This is a genomic window from Oceanicoccus sagamiensis (assembly GCF_002117105.1).
Lineage (GTDB): Bacteria > Pseudomonadota > Gammaproteobacteria > Pseudomonadales > Dasaniaceae > Oceanicoccus > Oceanicoccus sagamiensis.
Genome location: NZ_CP019343.1, coordinates 3,173,221 through 3,196,612, shown reverse-complemented (window position 1 = coordinate 3,196,612; position 23,392 = coordinate 3,173,221). Strand labels below are relative to the sequence as shown.

Annotated in this window: 21 protein-coding genes and 1 pseudogene; 5 read left to right on the top strand and 17 right to left on the bottom strand. The window is 46.6% G+C overall.

Annotation, left to right across the window (positions count from 1 at the left end; all coding sequences use genetic code 11):
- Positions 1-79: 79 nt before the first annotated feature.
- Positions 80-541, top strand: coding sequence for an Lrp/AsnC family transcriptional regulator (locus BST96_RS14705; protein ID WP_085759434.1), 462 nt, complete (start codon positions 80-82; stop codon positions 539-541).
- Here the strand turns inward: BST96_RS14705 and BST96_RS14700 are convergent.
- The 11 genes and pseudogenes from BST96_RS14700 to hppD all read right to left on the bottom strand — a co-directional run bounded on the left by BST96_RS14700 (position 531) and on the right by hppD (position 11,103).
- Positions 531-2,321, bottom strand: a complete 1,791-nt coding sequence (locus BST96_RS14700; protein WP_240554807.1) for an aromatic amino acid hydroxylase — start codon at positions 2,319-2,321, stop codon at positions 531-533. The genes BST96_RS14705 and BST96_RS14700 overlap by 11 nt on opposite strands.
- Positions 2,322-2,661: 340 nt before the next feature.
- Complete coding sequence (locus BST96_RS14695) at positions 2,662-3,072, bottom strand: GNAT family N-acetyltransferase (protein ID WP_085759433.1); 411 nt, start codon at positions 3,070-3,072, stop codon at positions 2,662-2,664.
- A gap of 6 nt (positions 3,073-3,078) precedes the next feature.
- Positions 3,079-3,453, bottom strand: a complete 375-nt coding sequence (locus tag BST96_RS14690) for a bleomycin resistance protein (protein ID WP_085759432.1) — start codon at positions 3,451-3,453, stop codon at positions 3,079-3,081.
- 306 nt (positions 3,454-3,759) lie between these two features.
- Positions 3,760-4,599, bottom strand: a complete 840-nt coding sequence (locus tag BST96_RS14685; protein WP_085759431.1) for a hypothetical protein — start codon at positions 4,597-4,599, stop codon at positions 3,760-3,762.
- Between the two features lie 164 nt (positions 4,600-4,763).
- Positions 4,764-6,104, bottom strand: a complete 1,341-nt coding sequence (locus BST96_RS14680; protein WP_085759430.1) for a class II 3-deoxy-7-phosphoheptulonate synthase — start codon at positions 6,102-6,104, stop codon at positions 4,764-4,766.
- A gap of 74 nt (positions 6,105-6,178) precedes the next feature.
- Complete coding sequence (locus BST96_RS14675) at positions 6,179-6,592, bottom strand: GNAT family N-acetyltransferase (RefSeq protein ID WP_085759429.1); 414 nt, start codon at positions 6,590-6,592, stop codon at positions 6,179-6,181.
- A 24-nt stretch (positions 6,593-6,616) separates the two neighbouring features.
- A complete protein-coding gene (maiA, locus tag BST96_RS14670; RefSeq protein ID WP_085759428.1) occupies positions 6,617-7,255 on the bottom strand; it encodes a maleylacetoacetate isomerase in 639 nt (212 codons plus the stop codon).
- On the bottom strand, positions 7,239-8,483 hold the full coding sequence (locus BST96_RS14665) for an amino acid aminotransferase (RefSeq protein ID WP_085759427.1): 1,245 nt from the start codon (positions 8,481-8,483) through the stop codon (positions 7,239-7,241). Before BST96_RS14665 ends, maiA begins: the two co-directional genes overlap by 17 nt.
- A gap of 15 nt (positions 8,484-8,498) precedes the next feature.
- A pseudogene (locus tag BST96_RS14660) lies at positions 8,499-9,475 on the bottom strand (fumarylacetoacetate hydrolase family protein).
- Between the two features lie 12 nt (positions 9,476-9,487).
- Positions 9,488-10,012, bottom strand: a complete 525-nt coding sequence (locus tag BST96_RS14655; RefSeq protein ID WP_085759426.1) for a VOC family protein — start codon at positions 10,010-10,012, stop codon at positions 9,488-9,490.
- The gene (gene hppD / locus BST96_RS14650) at positions 10,012-11,103 is read right to left on the bottom strand and encodes a 4-hydroxyphenylpyruvate dioxygenase (RefSeq protein ID WP_085759425.1); all 1,092 of its coding nucleotides are present in this window, start codon (positions 11,101-11,103) and stop codon (positions 10,012-10,014) included. Before hppD ends, BST96_RS14655 begins: the two co-directional genes overlap by 1 nt.
- A 591-nt stretch (positions 11,104-11,694) precedes the next feature.
- Between hppD and BST96_RS14640 the strand changes: the two genes are divergently transcribed.
- Positions 11,695-12,051 carry an HVO_A0114 family putative DNA-binding protein gene (locus tag BST96_RS14640; protein WP_085759424.1) on the top strand — a complete coding sequence of 119 codons (357 nt, stop codon included), beginning with the start codon at positions 11,695-11,697 and terminating at the stop codon, positions 12,049-12,051.
- A 32-nt stretch (positions 12,052-12,083) separates the two neighbouring features.
- Positions 12,084-12,548: a MarR family winged helix-turn-helix transcriptional regulator gene (locus BST96_RS14635; protein ID WP_085759423.1), complete on the top strand. Its 465-nt coding sequence runs from the start codon at positions 12,084-12,086 to the stop codon at positions 12,546-12,548.
- A 5-nt stretch (positions 12,549-12,553) separates the two neighbouring features.
- Here the strand turns inward: BST96_RS14635 and BST96_RS14630 are convergent, their stop codons facing one another.
- The 3 genes from BST96_RS14630 to tdh all read right to left on the bottom strand — a co-directional run bounded on the left by BST96_RS14630 (position 12,554) and on the right by tdh (position 15,779).
- Positions 12,554-12,865 carry an addiction module antidote protein gene (locus BST96_RS14630; RefSeq protein ID WP_085759422.1) on the bottom strand — a complete coding sequence of 104 codons (312 nt, stop codon included), beginning with the start codon at positions 12,863-12,865 and terminating at the stop codon, positions 12,554-12,556.
- Between the two features lie 685 nt (positions 12,866-13,550).
- Positions 13,551-14,738 (bottom strand): glycine C-acetyltransferase, encoded by a 1,188-nt coding sequence (locus BST96_RS14620; RefSeq protein WP_085759421.1) that lies wholly within the window; start codon positions 14,736-14,738, stop codon positions 13,551-13,553.
- Positions 14,739-14,753: 15 nt separating this feature from the next.
- Positions 14,754-15,779 (bottom strand): L-threonine 3-dehydrogenase, encoded by a 1,026-nt coding sequence (gene tdh, locus BST96_RS14615; protein ID WP_085759420.1) that lies wholly within the window; start codon positions 15,777-15,779, stop codon positions 14,754-14,756.
- A 148-nt stretch (positions 15,780-15,927) separates the two neighbouring features.
- Between tdh and BST96_RS14610 the strand changes: the two genes are divergently transcribed.
- Positions 15,928-16,518, top strand: a complete 591-nt coding sequence (locus BST96_RS14610; RefSeq protein ID WP_085759419.1) for a helix-turn-helix domain-containing protein — start codon at positions 15,928-15,930, stop codon at positions 16,516-16,518.
- Between the two features lie 13 nt (positions 16,519-16,531).
- Here BST96_RS14610 and BST96_RS14605 read toward each other — a convergent pair whose 3' ends face one another.
- Positions 16,532-18,046, bottom strand: a complete 1,515-nt coding sequence (locus BST96_RS14605) for a flagellar hook-basal body complex protein (protein WP_085759418.1) — start codon at positions 18,044-18,046, stop codon at positions 16,532-16,534.
- A gap of 135 nt (positions 18,047-18,181) precedes the next feature.
- A complete protein-coding gene (gene putA, locus BST96_RS14600) occupies positions 18,182-21,799 on the bottom strand; it encodes a bifunctional proline dehydrogenase/L-glutamate gamma-semialdehyde dehydrogenase PutA (RefSeq protein ID WP_085759417.1) in 3,618 nt (1,205 codons plus the stop codon).
- Between the two features lie 145 nt (positions 21,800-21,944).
- Between putA and BST96_RS14595 the strand changes: the two genes are divergently transcribed.
- On the top strand, positions 21,945-22,421 hold the full coding sequence (locus BST96_RS14595; protein WP_085759416.1) for an Lrp/AsnC ligand binding domain-containing protein: 477 nt from the start codon (positions 21,945-21,947) through the stop codon (positions 22,419-22,421).
- Here the strand turns inward: BST96_RS14595 and BST96_RS14590 are convergent.
- Positions 22,405-23,379: a CE1 family esterase gene (locus BST96_RS14590; protein ID WP_085759415.1), complete on the bottom strand. Its 975-nt coding sequence runs from the start codon at positions 23,377-23,379 to the stop codon at positions 22,405-22,407. The two genes, BST96_RS14595 and BST96_RS14590, sit on opposite strands and share 17 nt — an antisense overlap.
- Positions 23,380-23,392 lie beyond the last annotated feature (13 nt).

Below are 23,392 nucleotides of genomic sequence, written 5' to 3'. Positions count from 1 at the left end.
ATTTATTTTCTTTTAACCATAGGATTTTGAAACCATTCGTGAAAAAATCCCCTTTCACTAACCGCGAAAGGATATTGCCGTGAAATTGGATGATGCTGAACGTCAATTACTTACCCTACTGCAAGCGGATGGCCGGATGGCCAATGCCAAACTGGCAGAAATAATCGGACTGTCTGAATCCCCCTGTTTTCGCCGGGTCAAACAACTGGAAAGTGTTGGCCTGATCAAAAACTATGTTGCCATTGTCGACCAGCGTTTGCTGGGGCTGGATATTACCGCCTTTGTTCAGGTCTCAATGAAAGACCATACCAGCTATGACGAAAAGCACTTTGCCGACTGTGTGCTGGCCGAAGACCATATTATCGAGTGCCATGCTATGTCGGGCAGTTACGATTACTTAATGAAAGTTGTCGCTAAAAACATGGATCATTTCTCCGATATTGCGATGAATAAGCTACTTAAATTCCCCGGTGTTAAAACCATTGAATCCAGTTTTAATTTGCGGGAAATGAAACATAGCCATTGTCTGCCTATTGAGTAAGGCCTAAACGCTCTAAACCATAATGGATTAAACAGGCTTTCTGCGGGTCGGTCTCTTTGGCTTGGGCAGCAAGCAGACCATGCAACTGCGCTATTAAGTCGCTATCAACTTTATGCTGTATAACCAGCTCCAATGCTTCAAAGAGTAATAACCATTCGTCGGTGGCCGTCGTTAAAATAGTTTGTAGTAATTGATCGGTATTTGCCGATGTTTCGCGAGCCATACGTACCTGACTATAAAGATCAAATAAGCGATCAGTGGCCGCATCATAGTCTTGTTGAATTGTCGCCTGTGAAGACGGAGCTTTATATAAAGGGTATTTCTGCTGATCGGCGGAACCGCCATAGACCGAGACTATATCCTCCCCCACGGCCATATCGTAAATACCCCAGTCGGGATTAAACAGCACTTCACCGTCAAGAGCTGTGACTGTGCATTGGTCAATGCTCATTAACAGGTTCTTTTGCTGCTGACGGACAATAGCTTGTAACCGCCCACGTACTACAATCCCCGAAAGAAACTCCAATACCACAGGATCGCCAATCACAATACCATGCTGCTTTAGTTCATCTACAGTATAACTGGACAAACAACGCTCCATACCTTGCAAGCCACCCAGCGGGCTACCAAAACCTTCTGCATGATGATCCGTGCCATGCCCTTCTAATTGTTGACCGTTATAGGCCAACTGGGTTGGGCCTGTAGTACAAAGATAGGTAGGATTACCCATGGCGTCGGTTAACACCCGACTAAACTGACCTGAAATTTCCAAACCGCTATTAGTCACTGCGGTATTAACGGTTTTGGCGTTAATGGCTTTATTAAGTGATTGGCTGCCGCCCTGATTAACACACATTTGGCGGGCAAATTCTTCTAACACCTGGGTAAGATGGCGACAGTTTTTGGTGACAAAGAGTTGGGGTTGTTCGGTGGTTATATCGTAGGCGGTGGCAACGGCATCTACCGTCAATGGCAGCTTTTTAACCTGCTGGTCGTCTTGGCAGTTAGCACTTTCCCCCAATGAAGAGAGTAAACCGGCACCAAAGATTCGGTAGTTATCTAACTCTCCCACCAAACCATATTCAACTGTCCACCAATGCAGGCGCGCCAATAAGGCCGCTTCAGAAGGTTCTTTATTAGCAGCAATCGCCGTCTGCAATGACTGCTCAGCGTTTGCTATATCCGCCTCGGTCGCTGAAGACGTTTCCTTAATAATGGATAAATGCCGAATAGCTTCGTAAACATCCATATCCCCCTGACTCGCTACCGCCCGCATACCCAGCTCACCAAAGCGCTGTAAAAACTCGGCATAATCCACATCAACAATAAACGGCGCATGCCCTGCGGACTCATGCACAATATCTGGCGCTGGTGTATAGAGCATATGCTCTACGGAGCGCATATCAACGGCGATTACCAACACTTTATGGGCCTGAAATTCCATAAAGATGGCGGGCGGCACAAAGCCATCAACCACCACAGCCCGCCAGCCAATAGCTTGCAGGCAGTCATTCATGGTTTCTATTCGAGGGATAGTTTCGAGGTTGATGCCGGTGCGCTTTAGACCTTCAAGGTAAACCGGATGGGCGGTGGTGCTTAGTTGGCTGCTAAGTTGATGCAGTAAAAATCGCCAGACGGCTTGGTCGCGGGGGTATAGTGTTCGTAGTGTTGCACGGCTGCAAAGGGTTGCAGATGCAGGGGTAAACTCTGGATGATGGCTTGCTGGCTGCTCATCTATGACCTCGCCGTATGTTGGTTTTATTGAGGTATCGTACTGCACGGACAGGGGATTTTTTCTTCTATAAATTCTTGGGGAAAGATAATTTGGGAGATTTTATTCAGTATAAGCTACTTATTTGAGGAATTTTTTCTTTGGAGGTGATATTGGTAACTCAATGGAACGGGCGGGATTCCAGTTGACTATAAAACAGATTCTATCAGTCGACATAAACGATCATTTTCCACTCCCTGGAAATAAAAAAACCGCCCAACATAAGATAATGCCAAGCGGTTTTTCCGCCTTAAGCAGGTGGGCTAACTGAATAGCGCCTGCGAAAGGTAAGTAGTGGCGAAATAGTAAGTGGCGTCCTAATTGTCGTCAAGCAATAGTATTGAAGAGATTAACTGATTGGCTCATAACGCATCCCCGGCATATTAGGCGGCCGCGCTTTAAAGCCTTGCTGATTATAAAAAGGCTCAGTCCCATCAGCGGCGAACAGGTGCACGCTAAAAACACCGGCATCCTTGCACTGTTTGGTAATATTAGAAACCAGAGCGCTGCCAATACCCTGGCACTTAAACTCTGGCACAACAATAACATCATAAATCGTTGCGTACAGCACACCATCCGAGACGGCACGAGCAAATCCAACTAGCTTTCCTTCCGAATAGGCACAAACAGCAAAAGTACTGTTAGAAATTGCCCTCTCAATGGTTTGCGAATCCGCCTGATAAATATCATTCCAGCCGGTGCTTTGGAAAAGTGGCCAGTATTGTTCAATCGGCGGGATGGTATTTTTATAGTCGATCATTGCTTTCTACCCTATTGACTCACCAAAGCGAATAGCATTGCCATAGGGCTCATTCACCTGCATTTCTTTCATCCCCCATGGCTGCTCCGCCAACTCATAACCAAAGGGCGCACCACTTTGCTTAAACTCAGCAAATAACTCCTCAATATGATTTACCCTGATATAGCAGCTACTTTGACTGGCGATAGCTTTGGCCTCTTCTTTACTCGGTGCTTGCCAGAAATGAATTTCTGCATTGCCTCTACTTACAATAAGATGGCCATGGTCGGGGAATTTGTTTAACACTGTGAAACCGAGCTTTGATTCAAAGAAATCGGCGGTTTCGTTGATATCACCGGTTGGTAGTTGTGGGATGGCTTGGGTTAATTCGGGAAGGCTCATATTGACAAAACTCTTAGGCAAATTGGTAGCAATTATTTAGGCTGTATTTTGAATAATTATAACCTTAATGTTTCTGCTATACGCTCCCTTGGTAAAATCATTAATAGAATAGGCCAGGCGATGATAACCATCCATAATAGTCTCCCTACCGCTATGATTCATTAAAACGATGGGATAGGCTATTAATTTTAATATCATTTATGATCTATTTATGGCTAAAAACCTACTTATAGATCAAAAATGATCTATAAAACCAAAATACGATAACCAGCTTTATCTACCCTCTGAGCTATAGACCTGAACCCTTTAGGGAATAATCTCAAGAATATGCAGCCTAACCACTTTTGTTTCACCCAAAGGGTCAATCTGCACTTCTTTTAAACACTTGATATTCACTCTGGGTTGCAGCATGGAATAAATATAATCAGACTGCCCCTGGCGGCCGAAGACAGTAAAACTGTATTCGCCTTTATCAATCGCCTCCCCCATGGCCACCTTTAACTTTCCGCCATTACTATGTTTATTAAAATCAAAGACCTCACAATCAATGGCTATTGGGTCTGTATCGATTTTGGTATCCAGTTTAAAAAGGTCCTTACTGCTGGCATCCAGTACTACTTCAGGTGTATCTGCGTTACCCAAATGGACTGAGTTGACGCCGTCGACTTTTAACAGAGAGGTGAGTTTTTTGTAATGGGGGATGCTGGCTTGCGCCAATACGGTTACCGGGCCATTAAACGTATAATTGCCGTCACCATAAACAACCGTAGTCGTACCATTATCATTGGTTTGATAACTAGGTGTTTCACCCTTTTTGGCGCGTTCATAAATCAATTTTAAAAAGCCCCATGTTTCCCTGGTGTAATTCCACACGGTATCAGGGCCATAAGCCATGACTCCGGGTAGAACAAGTTGTGCTGTCTGGTAGATAATATCCAGGTCAGCTATCAGGCAGCCCTGCCTGATGGATGTCGCTTTTATATAGAAAGATTGTCTATCTTTTCTGAAAATACGCTGTTTATTCTCGAGGTGAAGATAGGGTTTATCAAGAATGGACTGAAGTTCTGTCAATCCCTCAGTCACAAGATGTAAAGGAACGCCATCATCAAAGACAGGCCCCATCATCTTAAATTCCAGCTCTGGCATAACCACTCCCTGTGCGTGCAGGTAAACTCCATAATTGATATTGGTTGATGGCTAAAAAACGACTGGTGCAGGATATAACATCACTCAGCTTATGTAATTGACATTTATGACATATTTTTTTAACACTTTTGACAGAGAAAGATGTGACTGACGAACTGTGGGTCTTAAGACTTTATGAGTTCCGCCACTTTAAATGATAACTCCAACACCTGCTGTGCATTTAACCGGGGGTCGCACTGGGTTTGATAGCAACTGGCCAAATCTTCTTCGGAGACATGGTAAGCACCGCCTACACATTCCGTGACATGAGCCCCGGTCATTTCTAAATGCAAACCACCGGCATGCTGACCACAAGCTGATAGCACAGCAAAAAACTGCTCAATTTCCAGCATAATATGATCGAAGGAGCGGGTCTTATAACCATTGGCCGCCTTTACCGTATTGCCATGCATAGGGTCGCAGGACCAAACCACCTGCCGACCTTCATCGGCTATACGCTTTGCCAGAGCAGGTAAAAACTGCTCGGTCTTATCTGCACCCATCCGTGAAATTAACGTTAACCGCCCCGCTTCATTCTCGGGGTTTAAAATATCTACCAACCGCAGTAAATCATCCGCCGCTATCGCATTACTAATCTTTACGCCCACAGGGTTCGCAATACCCCGCAGAAACTCAATATGCGCACCATCCAACTGACGGGTACGCTCACCCACCCATAACATATGCGCCGAACAATCAAACCATTGACCTGAAGTACTATCCTGTCGGGTTAGGGCCTGCTCGTAATTTAATAGCAATGCCTCATGGGAGGTAAATAAGGTGGTGCTCCTTAACGCCGAACTGGTCTCTGAGGTAATACCGCAGACCTCCATAAAAGCCAATGCATCCTTAATTTGATGGGCCAACTGTAAATACTGGTCACAGCCAGGGTTGCCGCGAACAAAACTTAAAATCCAGTCATTAACCTGATGTAGATCCGCCAAGCCACCCTGGGCAAAAGCGCGCACCAGATTTAATGTTGCTGTAGATTGATGATATGCCTGTAGCATACGCTCAGGGTCAGCGGCTCTTGCGGCGGCGGTAAACTCAACACCATTAACGCTATCACCACGGAAGGACGGTAGCTCTATACCCTCACGTACTTCTGTATCCGCTGAGCGGGGTTTGGCAAACTGCCCCGCTAAGCGCCCTACTTTAATCACCGGCTTGCGGCCCGCATAGGTTAATACCACTGCCATTTGCATCAGGACTTTAAATAAATCCCTGATACCTGCGGAGGAAAAATCTGCAAAGGTTTCTGCGCAATCGCCCCCTTGTAATAAAAAGGCTTTGCCTTGGGCCGCATCCGCTAATTGCCGGCGCAATTGGCTAACTTCATCGGCAAAGACCAGTGGCGGCTGCTGGCGTAACTGTTCTTCTATAGTTAGCAGTTGCGCCTGGTCGTTATAGTGGGGTTGCTGCAAAGCGGGTAAGGCTCTCCAGCTATCGGGGGTCCATAGAGTCATTTTTTCGCCTATAATTTCCAATATAAACCAAAGCACTTAGTACAAATAATGCTCTGGTGATCTTATAACTTACTTTACCCCAACCTCTTTTGTAGAAAATACCTTTCATATTTTCCCATATAGCCGGAAAGTGTGCCCACGATAGAATAATCAAGCGATTTATAAAATTCCAATGCCTGAAAGCTAAATGTATCCAATGTTGAGCCAACACAACCTCGTTCTATGGCTTCCTTTTCAGCTGCAAGCATTACTTTTGAACCGAGACCATCACCCCTTCTGGGTTCACTAACCCATAAGTAATCTACATGAAGCCAATCCCAGAAGGTCTTACCAGTGAGGCCCGCTATAACCTCACCATCTTTAGTTTTATAAAAAACCGATAACAGCTCAAACTCATTGGGTACATACTTCGAGTTATATTCCCGAGTTTTACCAATGATATAGTCATCATCCTCAACTCTAGGGTCATTCGTAATTTCTAGCTTCATAGGTTACTCATGCTAGCCAATGGTTTAAGGGCTATCAGGTTGCGCCTCTGGTGCGGCACGCTTAAAGGCATCCAACGTATTACAGTGGCTAACAATAGCATTAATTAGCGGAAAGTCATCCATAGGGCATTCAAAACGGTGGGCATTATAGACTTGCGGGATTAGGCAGATATCAGCCAATGTCACGGTATCACCAAAACAAAACTGGCCCTGACTGCCCTGCTGTAAACGGTTTTCTATTGCTGCAAAACCGGTAGTCATCCAGTGGTGTAACCATTCAAACTTGTTACTTTCGCTATGTTGCCACTCACTGGTCAGAAAATTAATAATCCGTAGATTATTAATAGGATGGATATCAATAGCGACCTCATAGGCTAGCGATCTGATCTGTGCTCTTTCGATAGGGTCAGCGGGTAATAAGGCGGGCTTGGGGTTAACTTCTTCCAGATATTCCATAATGGCCAGCGACTGGTTAAGTATCTGCCCACCAATATCCAAGGCTGGTACTAAACCCTGCGGGTTTTTATCAAGATAGCTTTGTCGATAATTTTCCTGCTCCAGCAGGTTAACTGGAATAGACTCAAAGGCCAGTCCTTTTAAGGCCAGGGCAATACGGACGCGGTAAGCGGCGGATGAACGATAGTAACTATATAGCTGCAGCATTCTCTAATTCCTCAAGCTCAGTATCCGTAATCCGTTCGGCAATCGCGGCTACTAAGACTGGTAGGTTTTTCTCGTTGATACCGGATAGGTTAACCCGCCCGTTATCCACAATATAAATTGCGTGATGGCTTTGCAAGGCTAATATTTCTACGCTGCTTAGGGGGAACATGGCAAACATACCGCTACCCTGTAATAAAAAATCCCACTGACGTTGAGGTATCGCAGCACTTAGGGCTTTTGTTAGCTGTAAACGGATGGTAATTAAACGCTGGCGGATGGCCTCCAACTCTTCACACCAGAGGGTACGTAACGCTGGTTGTTGCAGGATACGCTTTACCAAACTGGCACCGTGAGCAGGAGGCGTAAAATAATGTTGGGTAGCCAATTGCATCCATTGTTGTTCTAGTACGGGCCTATGTTCAGGTGTGGCGGATAAGGCCATTACCATACCGGTTCTATCGCGGTATAAACCAAAGTTTTTTGAGCAGGTATAGCAGAGAATTAATTCGCTAAGGGATTTAGCCATTAGCTGTAAACCTTGCTGTTCTATTTCAAGGCCCGCCCCTAAACCGTGGTAGGCCATATCGATAACCGGCAGTAATTGCTTTTGCTGGCATAGCTCTGCTAATAGCTGCCACTGCTCTAATGAAAAATCCAGACCGGTGGGGTTATGACAACCGGCCTGTAATAAAATCGCATCACCGGCCTTTGCTGCCATTAATTGTTCCAGCAAATCAGTAAAGGGCAAACGCCCTAGTTCGCGCTGGTAGTAGGCATAGGTATTAACGGGCAAGCCTGCCCCCTCAGCTATGGGGTGATGGACTTGCCAGGTGGTATCACTTACCCAAAGGGTGCCATCCGGGTTGGTGGATTTTAATAACTCAAACGCTAAACGCAGTGCGCCTACTCCACCCGGGGTTTGGGCATAGGCTATGCGCTGCGATAAGGTTTGCGCCAGTGTTTGGCCCAAGGCTAATTCACTAATCGCCTGGCAAAAGGCGATATCACCCAAGGGGCCGATATAGGCTTTATCTTCTTCATTATCGACGCGCCATTGTTCTGCTTGTTTTATCGCAGCAAAGATGGGCGAGCGATTAAGATGATCGCGGTAGACACCAATACCCAAATCCAGCTTATAGGGGCGTTGGTCCTGACGGTATTGTTGTAATAAACGAAAGATAGGGTCCTGACCTGTAAAAGTGCCAGTACCCAGTAATGCCTTATCCATGGTGAGCTCCTATCCCTAAGGGTAACGCACTACACGCTGGTTAATATCACCGAAAAGGTTTTGGTTATCTGTATCCAGCATATTAATCACCACCCTGTCACCAAAGCGCATAAATTCGGTCGTGGGTTTTCCATCGGCTATAGTTTCAAGCATTCTGACTTCTGCCAGACAACAGGAACCGCTGGAGCGATCAAGATTGGAAACAGTACCGGAGCCGATAATGGTGCCAGCGCCTAGCGGACGCGATTTAGCGGCATGGGCAATTAGCTGGGGAAATTAAAAGTCATATCCAAACCGGCATTAGGGGCACCGATCAGTTGGTCGTTAAGCGTAACACTTAATGGCAAATGCACTTTCCCATCCTGCCATGCATCACCCAGTGCATCGGGAGTAATGGCGACAGGGGAGAATGAGGATGAGGGCTTGGCCTGATAAAAACCAAAACCTTTGGCCAGCTCACCGGGGATTAGATTGCGCAAGCTAACATCATTAACCAGCATAATCAGCTTGATATACTCTGCGGCATTATCTGCCGAAACTCCCATGGGTACATCATCCAGTACAACAGCCACTTCCGCTTCAAAATCAATACCCCAGCTTTCATCTGCCATGGCGATATCTTCATAGGGGCCAATAAAGGTATCGGAACCGCCCTGATAGATTAAAGGGTCAGTCCAAAAGCTTGCCGGCATTTCTGCATTGCGGGCTTTGCGCACCAGCTCAACATGGTTGACATAGGCGCTAGCATCGGCCCAGTGATAGGCGCGCGGTAACGGTGAAGCGCAGTGTCTTTGCTCAAAGGCTTCACCTTTGATGGTATGGTTTTCTAACTGTTGAAATAAATCACGTAAAGGGACTTCGCAGTTAGCCCAATCATCTAAGGCTGCCTGCAAGGTAGGCGCAATATCGGTAGCACTGGTATAGCGGTCCAAGGCATTATTAACCACCACCAAGCGGCCATCGCGGCCATAATTTAATGAAGCTAATTTCATTACAATTTCCTTTTATGACTGGTGCAACCACGCCGCATGTTGCGGGGCGCGCTTGGTTTGGTCCCATTCTTCTATCATCGCGGGGGCGAGTTTATGCAGGCGCTCCAGCATACCCGGCTTGGCGGTATTGGCGGCCAACTCTAAACGGTGGCCATTGGGGTCAAAAAAATAGATGGATTTAAAAATGGTATGTTCTACCGGGCCGATGACCGTAATACCTTCCGCCTCTACGGAAGCTTTGGCTTCCAGCAAGGCCTCAACACTTTCCACTTCAAAGGCAATATGTTGCACCCAATCTGGTGTATTGCGGTCTTTATCCATGGCCGGTGAGTTGGGCAGCTCAAAAAATGCCAGCACATTTCCATTGCCCGCATCGAGAAAGACATGCATATAAGGGTCAGGGGCTTTGGTTGAGGGGACTTCGTTTTCAGCGATAGCCAGTTGGAAGTCCATATTCATTACCTGCTGGTAAAACGCCACGGTTTCTTTAGCGTTATGGCAGCGGTAGGCCACATGATGAATACGCTGGATATTCATTACGCGCTCTCCCCTGCCTGACGGGTATCGATGGTGCCGCGGTTAACCTGATCGCGTTCTATGGATTCAAATAGCGCTTTAAAATTACCTTCGCCAAAGCCTTCATCCCGTTTGCGTTGAATAAATTCAAAAAATACCGGGCCAATTAAGGTCTCGGAAAAAATTTGCAGTAATAAACGGGGATCATTATTTTGGGTGGAACCATCCAGTAGAATACCCCGGCATTGTAGCTCTGCAACCGGTTCACCATGGCCCGGCAAACGCTCTTCCAGCATGGCATAGTAGGTATCCGGGGGCGCAGTCATAAAAGGCACACCCCGGGCTTTTAGTTGATCCCAGCTGCCTGGCAGATCATCGGTTTCAAAGGCGATATGTTGAATACCTTCGCCATTATAGGCCATTAGAAACTCTTCAATCTGACCACCTTGTGAGGCTTCTTCATTCAAGGGTATACGAATCTTTCCATCGGGGGCGGACATAGCTCTTGACAGCAAGCCGGTATATTCGCCTTTGATATCGAAGTAGCGAATTTCACGGAAGTTAAAAATACTCTCGTAGAATTTAGCCCAATAATCCATTCTGCCGCGATAGACATTATGGGTTAAGTGGTCGACAACTTTAAAACCACAGCCTACAGGGTTGCGATCGACCCCTTCGATATAGTCAAAATCAATATCGTAGATGGAAGCACCCTGCTTATAACGATCAATTAAATACAGCGGCGCACCGCCAATACCTTTGATGGCAGGAAGTCGTAGCTCCATCGGGCCTACGGGAATATCCACCGGCTGTGCGCCCATTTCAATGGCACGTTCATAGGCTTTGCGGGCATCATGGACTCTAAAGGCCATACCACAGGCAGAAGGGCCATGTTCCTGAGTAAAGAAATAGGCGTAGCTATTAGGTTCATAGTTAATAATAAAGTTGATATCGCCCTGCCTGAAGAGCAGTACATCTTTGCTGCGATGGTTGGCCACATGGGTAAATCCCATCATCTCAAATACTGGTTCAAGCACACCTTTATCCGGCGCTGAAAACTCTACAAATTCAAATCCATCCAACCCCATTGGATTATCAAACAAGTCAGTCATTTTGCTCTCCCGCGTTATGCACTTATCCTATAAACAATAATTGTAAAAGAGCTTGAAGCTCTGTTTAGTTGTAATAGCAACTATTATTGGTTGTAATAACAACTAATGTCAAGCCTGTTTTGATAAGCAGCTGTAACAGCATATAAGTCAGGCCGCTAACGCCTTACCCTCAGAAGGGAAAGCAAAGTGATACTCTGGGCTTTACTTATCATCAGATGATACATATGATGTAAAAAGATAAGCATTAGCAAGGATAGCTATATGAGTCTCGACTCAGGATTGGATATATTATTAGAGCTGCATGGTACTGAATATACTGAAGAAAATGGTTATTGGTACAAAATTGAGGCTTATAAGGTTACTGCCACTGCATAACCGCTTCAACCAGCGCATTATGAGGTTTGATAATGCACATGCCGTTAAGCCCCAACAAAGTAGAGGCAAACAAGGGTTTGGTGGCAGGCATATAAGCTTTGATCACCAACATCGATCAGAGACAGACAAAGGCGTACTTTACACCTTCACAAGTGCCCAACAATTGCTGGAAGACTTTTTTACTGAAGTAAACCGAATCATTGAGGAACTATCAGAATGAAAACATTAAAAATAGGCATTATGCCACGCAAGCAGTTTCAGGAGCGTGTGAAAGCCATTGCCGCCGGTAAGTTAAACGTAAAAGCGGGGGAACCCAAGGTATGGTTTAGCTCTATCAAATCATTAAGCGAAGTGCTGAGCGATAATAATGTGCGCTTACTTAAGCAGATAAATGAATATCATCCTCAGACGATAAGCGAACTGGCGGAATTAAGTGGGCGCAAACCCGGCAACCTTAGCCGCACCCTGAAGACCATGGAAAAATACGGTATTGTTGAGCTGAAAAAATACGATAGTAGAAAGGTTCGGCCTATTGCCAAAACAACACAGTTTGATATTCGCTATGCAATTTAGGCTGCCCAATAAAAATAAAGTGTGAAAACACCATGACTAAAAAAATCAACAAACAACAAATCCTGACTCTGGAACGCTACCTGCCCTACCGGCTATCTATCCTCTCTAATAAAGTTAGCGGTATCATTGCCCAGACTTATAAGGGCAAGTTTGCACTATCGATTACTGAATGGCGCATTATGGCTGTACTCGGTGAATACCCTGAGGCTTCTGCGGACGAAGTCTCTGCCCGAACCCAGATTGAAAAGTCGATATTAAGCCGGGCGATTAGTAAGCTGTTATCGAGAAAATTGATTACTCGCAGCTTTGATAAAGACGATAAGCGCCGGTCGATTTTGATGCTGACAAAAACTGGCTTGTCGGTTTATGATGAGATGGTGCCAATTTCTTATAAGTATGAACAGGATTTACTGACTTGCTTTAATAAACAGGAGCGGGAAGTATTTAGTCAGTTGATTGATCGTTTGTATAGCCATGCAGGAGAACTGGAGGAATAAACTTATTACACCCTGCGCTGCGGAACCAACTGAAATCCGATAGACCGGATAATGGCATTTACATTATCCAACCGAGGGTTTCCCTTGCTAGAGAGCGCTTTCTGCAAACCCTGCCTGGTCATGCCAGTTTCTTTTGCCAAGGCGCTAATACCTTTGACTTTCGCTATGACTCGCAGCGAAGCTAGCAGCACGGCGGAATCACCATCCTCGGCATAGAGCTCAAAAATTTCTTTCAGGTAAATTTCAATTTCTTCCGGGTGTTCGCGAAAATAGTTTTCTTCCAGCTTATCCAACGTTCTGTAATTGCGTTTACTCATTGCTTAAATACTCCTGCCAATAACGGGCGGCTCTGTCGATATCTTTGCTTTGTGAGCGCTTGTCACCACCGAGTAACAACACCACTAACTACCCCCGATCAACACCAAAATACAGTCGATAACCCGGGCCGAAAAATAACCTTAGCTCATAAGCACCCTTTTTAAGTGACTTATAATCTCCCCAATAACCCTTCTCCATACGGCGTAGTCGGGACAGAATTCTTCTTCGATCCCTTGTATCGGATATTTCATTAAACCACTCAGTAAAAGGCTCTGTACCATTCTGGCAAGAATAGATAATCATGGGACAGGGGTATGCAAGCTCAATCATAAGCACACCGGCACCATACTTCTGCAAACTATAGTTTGCAACAGAAGGAGGTTAAAAAAGAGAAAAGGTAGGCTCATAGCGTCATCCTTGTCGCTGAAAATTTTGGGAGGCTTAATCCTTTTAAGCTAGCAGCCAACTTACAGGTATGGTCGTTGTTTTACAATAGTTGCGGTGGCCTGCAATGCACGAATCCCGCCTTCGCGCATTAATGCTCGGAAACAAATACTGTAGATAAACTCAAGCCCGCAGGGTGGATTATTATCCACCGGTTATGGCGGCTCATCGCTGGGCGCGGTGGATTATAATCCACCCTACAAATGATTGTGGCTCAGACTGATTCTGTGGCTGGCTGTTTTATATGCCCAACTGTTGTTTAACGTTTGCAAAAGCGACAATAGCCATATCAAGGTCCTCCTGTGTTAAAGCCGCCGACATTTGGGTTCGAATACGCGCCTTGCCTTTTGGCACTACAGGAAAAGAAAACGCCACCACATAGATTCCTTCGACCAACATCGCTTCTGCAAATTGGGCTGCCAATGCTGCATCGTGCAACATCACCGGTACGATGGCATGTTCACCTGGCAATAAGTCAAAACCCAACTCGGTTAAACCCGCCCTGAAATATTCGGTATTTTTCTGCAGCCGATCTCTAAGCTCACTGGATTCACTGACGATATCCAAGGCTTTAATCGCACCTGCCACCACCGGCGGCGCAACGGTATTGGAAAACAAATAAGGGCGTGAGCGCTGGCGTAATAAATCCACGACTTCTTTACGTGAACTGGTAAAGCCACCACTGGCTCCACCCAAGGCTTTGCCTAAGGTACCGGTAATAATATCCACCCTATCCATACAGCCGCGATACTCATGAGTACCGCGACCATTAGCACCAACAAAGCCGGTGGCATGGGCATCATCAAAATGCACCAAAGCCTGATACTTATCCGCAAGGTCACAAATTTTATCCAGTTGGGCAATATAGCCATCCATGGAAAAAACACCGTCGGTGCTAATTAATTTAAAACGGGCGCCCGCCTGATCCGCTGCCTGTAATTGTGCCTCAAGGTCAGCCATATTATTATTTTTATAACGGAAGCGCTTAGCTTTACATAAACGTACCCCGTCAATAATGCTGGCATGGTTAAGCTCATCAGAAATAATGGCATCCTCTTCACCCAGTAGGGTTTCAAATAAACCGCCGTTGGCATCAAAACAGGAAGGGTACAAAATGGTCGACTCCATACCCAAAAACTGACTGAGTTTTTCTTCAAGTTGTGTATGCAACGTTTGCGTGCCGCAAATAAAACGCACCGAGGCCATACCATAACCCCACTGTTCTAAACCCTGTGTGGCGGCGGCATTGACCGCCGGATGCTGGGCAAGACCCAAATAATTATTGGCGCAGAGGTTAAGTACTTCACCGCTGGCAACACCGATATGAGCACCCTGTGGCGAGGTAATTTCTCGCTCGCGCTTATAAAGCCCGGCAGCTTCTATGGCAGCAAGCTCACTGGCAAGATGTTGTTGAAAATCACCGTACACAATTATCTCCTTGTGTTATTCCCAATTTAAAATCACTTTGCTGGCTTCACCGGCATTCATGGCATCAAAACCCTGCTGAAACTCGGTGTAATGCAAGCGGTGTGTTATCACCTGTGAAATATCCAAACCGGACTCAATCATAACTGACATTTTGTACCAGGTTTCATACATTTCACGGCCATAAATCCCCTTTAGTGTCAGCATATTAAAGATCACCGTATTCCAATCGATCGCCAGAGACTCGCTGGGGATACCCAGAATCGAAACCTTGCCGCCATGACACATATTGGCTAACAGATCTTTAAAGGCTGAAGGGTTACCGGACATTTCCAGACCTACATCAAAACCCTCACTCATGCCCAGTTTCTTTCTGACATCAGCCAAGTCTTCCTGCACGGGATTAACGGTATAGGTAGCGCCCAGTTTTTTCGCCAGCTCTAATCGCTGGGGGTTAATATCGGTAATCACCACATGGCGCGCACCTGCATGTCGGCATACGGCGGCAGCCATGGCACCAATAGGCCCAGCCCCGGTAATTAACACATCTTCACCCAGCAGGTCATATTGCAAAGCGGTATGGACTGCATTACCTAAGGGGTCGAATAAAGAGGCAATATCCAGGTCAATACCTTCTCGATGTTCCCAGACATTGGCCATGGGTAGGGATAAATATTCTGCAAACGCGCCCGGTCGATCTACACCAATACCACTGGTCTGTGCACATAAATGCCGCCGCCCCGCCATACAGTTTCGGCAGCGACCGCAAACCACATGCCCCTCACCGGAGACAATTTGCCCTGCGCGGTAGTCATTGACATTACTACCCACCTCAACAATTTCACCGACAAACTCATGGCCTACGGTCATCGGCACGGGGATCGTCTTTTGTGCCCAGTCATCCCAGTTATAGATATGTAAGTCCGTACCGCAGATCGCGGTACGTTTGATTTTAATCAGCACATCATTAATACCGATTTCGGGTTCAGGGACATCTTGCAGCCAGAGCCCCTCACCCCCCTGCTTTTTTACCAACGCTTTCATTTTAAGTTCCTTTTAATAACCACCGGATGTGGACCTTTACAGCCAAGCTGTTAAACTCCACCTTGTTTACTATATGAGATAAATTTCCTGCATCATAGAATTATAAATTCCTATATGCAAGATATTAATCCGACATAAGAGAAATAATATGCCAAATAAAAAGAACAGCAACCCCGCACCAACACCGGACGAGACCAGCCAGGTGCTCTGTAGCCGGGTTACTGAGCTGCGCAAAAAGAACAAGCTGACATTAGAACAGTTAGCCACAGCCTCCGGGGTTAGCCGGTCGATGTTAAGCCAGATAGAACGGGGCCAGGCCAACCCTACTCTGACGGTAACCTTCCGTATTGCTCAGGCTTTTGGGATCAGTATTGGCGAGTTGGTTGACCAGCCCTGGGCCGCATCCCCAATTGAAGTGGTCCATGGTGACGATGCCAGTAATCTGTTTCGCTCTGATGATGAATGCCAAATCCGCACGCTCTCTCCGCTGCATATGGAAAAAAATATAGAGTTTTATGAGTTAAGAATCGCCCCCAAAGCCCGCCTGGCCAGCGCCCCACATTATGAGGGCACTAAAGAGCTGTTAACGGTTGCCAGTGGCAGTGCCAGAGTGATCGCCGGTGATACCGACTGTAATTTATCGGAGGGGGATTCCGCCCACTACCGCGCTGATTTACAGCATACGATTGAGAATAGTGGGCGTAAGGAGCTGGTCTGTTATCTGGTTGTCACAAGCTAGCTAAAGTATTCAATCACGGATTGATAATATCACCGGTAATCTCGCCAAAATCAGTCTCACAGGCGACACCATAGTCCGCAGCACCAGACTCGGCTGTGGCCTGAAAAAGGCCATCACCGGCAGACGCCAAAGCCGAAGGCGCTGCAAATACAGCCAAGGCTGATTGACCCAAGACCATAGTCTCACCGTTGCTATAGCTGGCATAAAACAAACCGCAGCTATCAAATTCCAGGCTAACTAATGAGCCCGAAGCAAAGCCATCCTGTTCAACCGACTGCGCGGCAAAATCGCTACCCGCCTCAGTACTGCCATCCAGAGACACACTAAAATCTGACACATCGGCGGTGGCTCCACTGGAAGAGGACTGCGCAGCGCCTTCCGGGTTCCAACCATCAACGGTTAGCTCAGTTGGCACAGTAGTTTCCAGAGCCCCTTCTGCTGAAAAGGTCACTTCAAAATAACCACTACCAATGGCAATCACATTTTGCGGGGTACCATTATCATCGGCTATATAAAGATAGAGTTGCCAAACACCGGCAGCCGCTGTGTTAACAAAATAGAGGTTCAGGGTATGGCTCTGCCCCCGGCTATCGTAGATATCAACAGAAAACTGGTGGGTAAATGAGGTGCTATCAAGTGCATTAAATGGCGTGGCAGCTGGTAGGCCGCTGCGTGAATCCAGATTGACCTCTAATGCGACTGCAGCTGTTTGCTGTGGCGCTAAATCAGACAAGGGGAATAACAAATCATCGATAATGTTGGTGATATCACCGTTGCTATCGGCTAAATAGGCCTGAGGCTGGTAGGCATCTTCAGGCTCAGTATCAAGCAGGGCCAGCGAGCCGGACAAGGTTTTGGCCAAACGAATATTCTGCGCATAGATTTCTTCTACCTGATTATCCAAAACAAAATAACCATCGCCACTGACCGATAAGTCGAAAGCATTATCAATAGCCTCAACCTCGACGTCACCTACCGCTAAAGCACCCAGCTCGCCAGACCCGGCAGTCCCAACAACTGGCTCACCCGATGCTGCGGTTTGGCTATACACCCCCTCTACTGACTCTTCCAGAAAATAGGGGGCTATAAATTTGGCCAGAGCAATCTGCGCAATGACGGTAGTGGTACCTGACACCTGAGCACTAATAACACCAGCCTCATCAATATCAACCGTTGTGATTTCAACATCACCAAGGTCAATGGCGACTGGCGTTCCACCCACACGCATATTGCCGACTGACAAGAACCCATTGACCTTATAACCCTCAGCGGTTAGCAATTGCTCATCTTCAATGTTTAGTGTGACAGAGCGGCTATAGAAGCTGCCGCCACTATTGTCAGATACAATAAAGTACCCCTCACCATCGACTGCAATATCTAACTCACCACAGCGTAATAAGTGGCCATCAGTATCACCATTAACCGAGCAGGAAGAATCACTATCACTACTATCACAGGCCGTCAGCCAAAGTGATAAAAAGGTAATAAAGACAGAGAAAAATAGCGGTTTTAGGGTAAGAGAGTTCATAGCAGTCCATTGAGAAGTTGGCGATTTATTATTCTGCAGCCAAAGGTAACCTACATCACTGTAAAAACCAAGCGACAAAAAAGATAGCGGTACATAATCCCCTGTATCTTTAAGTCTTACTCATCACGATTACAACTACTCAGTTAAATTAAATAACTGAGTATTCCCGCCTCTTGCCACTAAATTTTCCGTTCTTGTTTTCTCGATAACAAAACGCATCAACAAGGCTAAAGATTGATACTTATTATTTATCCACTGAGTATGGCTCGGTAACACAACCAGCGGTAAAAGAGCCCCTTGACGAGCAGCTAATCGCTGTTTTACCAAGGCCAAGTCCGGGTCATCATATAACAGGCTGACACCAGCAATTTCTGCACTGACCAGGCAATCCTCAAGCTCTGAAAGACTAATAAAGTCTAACACCGTATTTTTAACATGTTTGATTATGCGAGTTACTTTAGCCCGACTAGCCGGTTCAGCCGCCACCTGTACCGAGCAGCCAGCTAGCAGAGGCAAAGCAAGCAACTGAGCTATATTGGCGTCTGTATAGGCATCGCGAACAACACAAACAATACGTCCACGGCCGTATAAAGTAAGTCTATTCTCTTCGCCGGTAGGGCCAGGCAGTAGCTCGGAGTGCTGTAAATACTGCTCGGATAAAGCAATCAGCTTTTGACATACCTGTACTGCATCCTCATCAACAGCACCTCCCTTATCATCCGGCACTGTATTGGCAAACCGCAATAAATAATAGGGCCCGCCAGCTTTTGGCCCAGTACCCGACAAACCATGACCACCGAATGGATTAACACCCACGACAGCCCCCACCGTATTGCGGTTGATATAGGTATTACCTACCCTTGTCTGCCGGTAAATATACTCCGCTACTGCTTCAATCCGACTATGCACCCCCAGCGTCAAGCCATAACCACTTTGATTAATTTCATCCAGGACTTGCTTTAAATCACAGGCACGATAACGAACCACATGTAGTACAGGCCCAAAGACTTCCCGGGGCAGTTCGTTTAAGGATTGAATTTCAAAGACATGGGGCGCGAAAAAATATCCCGCCAAAGCTTGCTCCCCTTCTACAGTGACGGTAGCAATAAATCTGGCGGTTTTATGCAGATGTTTTATATGGCTCTGCAAACCTTGCAAAGCCTCTTTATCAATCACTGGGCCAATATCCGTTGATAACTTAGCCGGATCACCCAGGCTTAAAGCATCCATAGCACCGGCCAACATGGATAAGACTTTATCGGCAATATCCTCCTGTATATAGAGCACACGCAGTGCCGAACAACGCTGGCCTGCACTTAAAAATGCTGAGGCAATCACATCATCAACGACCTGTTCTGGTAGCGCAGTTGAGTCAACAATCATGGCATTCTGGCCACCGGTTTCAGCAATTAATGGCACGGGGTTACCCTCACGTAACGCTAATTGCCGAGAAATAATCTGTGCGGTTTCTGTTGAACCAGTAAAGGCTACGCCGGATAGACGTGGGTCGGATAATAACGTCGCGCCGATACGGGCACCATCGCCGGGTAGTAGATGTAAATTATCAACCGGCACTCCCACACTGTGAAATAAAGCCACAGCTCTGGCTGCCACCAAGGGGGTTTGCTCGGCAGGTTTTGCCAGCACGCTATTACCCGCTGCTAAAGCGGCGGCAATCTGACCGGTAAAAATCGCTAAAGGGAAATTCCACGGGCTAATACATAAAAACGTACCGCATGCGGTTAATGAATTGCTATGGCCAGAAAAATAATATCTGGCTGACTGTGCATAATAACGACAAAAATCTACTGCCTCTCGGACTTCTGATAAGGCATCAGCAATAGTACGCCCTGCTTCGGCAACGATAATGGCCATTAATTCTTCAGTGTGCTGCTCTAAGATATCCCCCATCCGCTCCAGAATAACCGCTCTAAACTCTCCGCTCAGACCCTGCCAATCCGGTTGCGCAGTATGGGCTAACAGTAAAGCGCGCTGCACATCCTTATCTTGTGCTTCAGCAATATGACCGACGACACGGTGTCTATCTGCCGGAGAAACCACTTCTTCAAATACGCCGCCACATTGCTCACCACCGACAATAGCGCTGGCTTGCCGGTCGCTGTTGTCTGTATTAATCACGGTCAGCAAGCGTTCCACCGCAATAGGGTTATCCAGGTCAATCCCTTTGGCATTATCCCGCTTATCTCCGGCCGCCCGATAAATACCTGGCGGCAAAGGAATATTGGGATGGCGGTAGGGTCGGTATTGCAGCACCTGGGTATAGACATCATCTAATAATGCTTCTACTGGGGTTTGCCGATCTAAAAAACGGTTTACAAAAGAACTATTGGCACCGTTTTCCAATAGGCGACGGACTAAATAGGGCAATAAATCCTGGTGCTGGCCAATCGGAGCATATACCCGTAATGGCGCAGGCTTAGCAGTCAGCTCGAGATGCTTATAGAGCAATTCTCCCATCCCATGCAGGCGCTGAAACTCAAAGTCTTTGCCTTTAGCTATCGCCAACACCAGGCATACGGTATAGGCATTATGGGTAGCAAATTGCGGATAGATAGCCTCTGTGGCTGCTAATAATTTTTCAGCACAAACCTGATAACATAAATCGGTATTGGCCTTACGGGTAAAGACGGGGTAATCTTTAAACCCCTGTTCCTGAGCATGTTTAATTTCCGCATCCCAATAAGCCCCTTTAACCAGACGCACCATTAAACGACGCCCGCTTTCCTGCCCCAGGGCAATTAACCAATCAGCCACCGCCGGCGCGCGTTTTTGATAGGCCTGTAATACAAAACCCAAACCCTCCCAGTCAGCGAGTTCTTTATCCTCGGCCAGCGATGCAAAAATATCCAGAGACATATCTAAACGCTCTGACTCTTCTGCATCAATACTTAGGCCTAAACCATACTCTTTTGCACATAGACATAAGGCTTTGATACGCGGTAGCAATACGGACATAACACCGTTCTGGTGCGAATAGTGATAGCGGCAATAAAGCGCTGAGAGTTTTACGGAAATACCATTGGCACCCACTACCGTCGTCTTAGCGTTGTTTTTACCAATGCGGCTAATCGCCTGATAGTAAGCCTGATAATAGTTCTCTGCATCCGCCTCAGTCCGCGCGCCCTCCCCCAACATATCAAAAGAAAAGCGTGTCCTTGCAGGGTTTTCTTTAACACCGCGCTGCATACCTTCATCAATCGTGCGGCCCAATACATATTGCCCGCCCATAATCCTCATGGCTTGCAATACCGCCCTGCGCACAACAGGTTCACTGACCTTGCTAACCAATTGAGTCACCCAACTATCAGTTTGTTGGGTAATCTCCGTATCCAGAGCGACTATTTTCCCGGTTAGCATTAAGCCCCAAGTGGAGGCATTCACAAATAGAGAGTCTGACTTGCCGCGGTGGCAAGACCAATTACCCTGGCTGATTTTTTCAGCAATTAAGCGGTCGGCGGTAATGCCATCAGGCACCCGCAATAAAGCCTCGGCCAAACACATTAGAGCGACACCTTCTTTATTGGACAGGCCAAACTCCTGTAAAAACGCATCCATGGTGCCCTTGCCCGATTTATCACTGCGACACTGACTGACCAAGTCTCGCGATTGCGATAATATCTGTTCACGGCTTACCTCGTCAGTACTGGCAATAGCCAGTAAGTATTCCACCGCCTGATGCTCGTCTTGATGGGTTAACTGGCGAATCTGATGGCGTAAGGCAGCTAGTGTCATAGTAAGGGGCTCCAATGCAGCTTTATTAAATTTGCATTTTGCCTAGGTAGCTGCAATATTAGCCTTCAAATATCGAGTTAATACGATATTAAAACCTGGATTAAGCTTAATTAAATATATTTTATGCTTTATGAAAGGAGCCCCCATGAGCAGAACTCTGGCCCAGCTGGATCGCACTGATCGTCGTATTCTGGATAAACTGCAACAACACGGTCGCATCTCAAACGTCGAGCTCTCCCGCCACGCTAATTTAAGCCCCACGCCCTGCCTTGAACGTGTTAAGCGTTTAGAAGCGGACGGTTTTATCAGCCACTATATTGCCCTGCTAGACCCCATTAAATTAGAAAAGAAGCTCTGCGCTTATATCGAAATATCCCTTAACAGCACCACCACCGAAGCACTGCAAGAGTTCGACCAATATATGCGGGCGATGCCTGAGGTACAGGAATGCCAAATGGTAGCGGGGGGTTTTGATTATCTAATTAAAATCCGGGTTAAGGATATGCAGGATTACCAACGCTTTTTAGGCGAACAACTGGCCACCACACCGGGTATTGCCCAAACCCATACTTATGTGGTGATCAATGAGGTAAAGTCGGAAACGGCTATTCCGATTGATTGAGAAAGAAGTCGATAATTTCCTCTGCGCCTGAAATATCCCCGGATTTCTCACCGAGGATTCTGGGGGCACGGGTAATCGTTGAGGGCATGACATGGCCTGAGCCCTGAAGGCTATAAAAGCGGACTTGAATACCTTCGTTATTTTGCCAGCGCTGTTCAATCACCGAGGTATGAGCTAAACCATCCCGCTCAGGCAGTGTTTTTTCTTGCGCTGCTGAAGTGATACCCGCGAGGCGCAGCCAGTAATCAACGGTTTCACGGGTTGATAACACAACGCCACGGCTGGTATCGCCAAACAGGTCAACCAGACCACCGTTATAGGGGTTGATGGCATCTTCAGTGCCATTAAAAATAGCCACGGATATTGGCTGGCCAGACTGACTGCAATCCAGGTTACTCTGTTCGGGGAGGTTGGCGGCAAACGTGGCTATCGCCGTAACGGATTCCGGGGATTCAAAGGCCAGCTTATAGGCCAGCTGGCCACCGTTAGAAATACCGGCCACAAAAACCTGCTCACGATCAATCGAAGCCTTGTCGACAAAGTAATTAATCATCGCCTTAAAGAATGCGATATCGTCGATATTGTCCGTATTGGCAGCATAGCTTGCCGAGCCCCGGCAATCATTCCAGTGTTTTTTATACCCTTGTGGATAGACCATAATATAGCCGTGCTGCTCGGCTAACTGGTCAAATTCATAGGCTGTGGCCATACGGATAATATCGGCACTATTATTGGAGCCATGCAGAAAAAAGATTAACGCGGGCTTGTTAGCTTTATTAGCTGGTGTATACCAGGAGAAACTACGCTCGTTGTCATCTACCACCAGCTTGTCAGTGGCAAAGTTTCCAGCAAGGCTGGGCTTTTCCACTGCTGGCACATAGAGAAAATAGAAAAACAGCCCGACAGCTACCAAGACTAAAATAAAAACAATAAATAGCAGCCGTTTTAACCAACGCATGATGTTTATTTCC

Bases quoted from the DNA above. Each gene is read 5' to 3' on its own strand.
- BST96_RS14695 (WP_085759433.1), bottom strand. From the start codon at position 3,072: ATGATCGACTATAAAAATACCATCCCGCCGATTGAACAATACTGGCCA.
- BST96_RS14690 (WP_085759432.1), bottom strand. From the start codon at position 3,453: ATGAGCCTTCCCGAATTAACCCAAGCCATCCCACAACTACCAACCGGT.
- BST96_RS14685 (WP_085759431.1), bottom strand. From the start codon at position 4,599: ATGCCAGAGCTGGAATTTAAGATGATGGGGCCTGTCTTTGATGATGGC.
- BST96_RS14680 (WP_085759430.1), bottom strand. From the start codon at position 6,104: ATGACTCTATGGACCCCCGATAGCTGGAGAGCCTTACCCGCTTTGCAG.
- BST96_RS14675 (WP_085759429.1), bottom strand. From the start codon at position 6,592: ATGAAGCTAGAAATTACGAATGACCCTAGAGTTGAGGATGATGACTAT.
- maiA (WP_085759428.1), bottom strand. From the start codon at position 7,255: ATGCTGCAGCTATATAGTTACTATCGTTCATCCGCCGCTTACCGCGTC.
- BST96_RS14665 (WP_085759427.1), bottom strand. From the start codon at position 8,483: ATGGATAAGGCATTACTGGGTACTGGCACTTTTACAGGTCAGGACCCT.
- BST96_RS14655 (WP_085759426.1), bottom strand. From the start codon at position 10,012: ATGAATATCCAGCGTATTCATCATGTGGCCTACCGCTGCCATAACGCT.
- hppD (WP_085759425.1), bottom strand. From the start codon at position 11,103: ATGACTGACTTGTTTGATAATCCAATGGGGTTGGATGGATTTGAATTT.
- BST96_RS14640 (WP_085759424.1), top strand. From the start codon at position 11,695: ATGAAAACATTAAAAATAGGCATTATGCCACGCAAGCAGTTTCAGGAG.
- BST96_RS14635 (WP_085759423.1), top strand. From the start codon at position 12,084: ATGACTAAAAAAATCAACAAACAACAAATCCTGACTCTGGAACGCTAC.
- BST96_RS14630 (WP_085759422.1), bottom strand. From the start codon at position 12,865: ATGAGTAAACGCAATTACAGAACGTTGGATAAGCTGGAAGAAAACTAT.
- tdh (WP_085759420.1), bottom strand. From the start codon at position 15,779: ATGAAAGCGTTGGTAAAAAAGCAGGGGGGTGAGGGGCTCTGGCTGCAA.
- BST96_RS14610 (WP_085759419.1), top strand. From the start codon at position 15,928: ATGCCAAATAAAAAGAACAGCAACCCCGCACCAACACCGGACGAGACC.
- BST96_RS14605 (WP_085759418.1), bottom strand. From the start codon at position 18,046: ATGAACTCTCTTACCCTAAAACCGCTATTTTTCTCTGTCTTTATTACC.
- putA (WP_085759417.1), bottom strand. From the start codon at position 21,799: ATGACACTAGCTGCCTTACGCCATCAGATTCGCCAGTTAACCCATCAA.
- BST96_RS14595 (WP_085759416.1), top strand. From the start codon at position 21,945: ATGAGCAGAACTCTGGCCCAGCTGGATCGCACTGATCGTCGTATTCTG.
- BST96_RS14590 (WP_085759415.1), bottom strand. From the start codon at position 23,379: ATGCGTTGGTTAAAACGGCTGCTATTTATTGTTTTTATTTTAGTCTTG.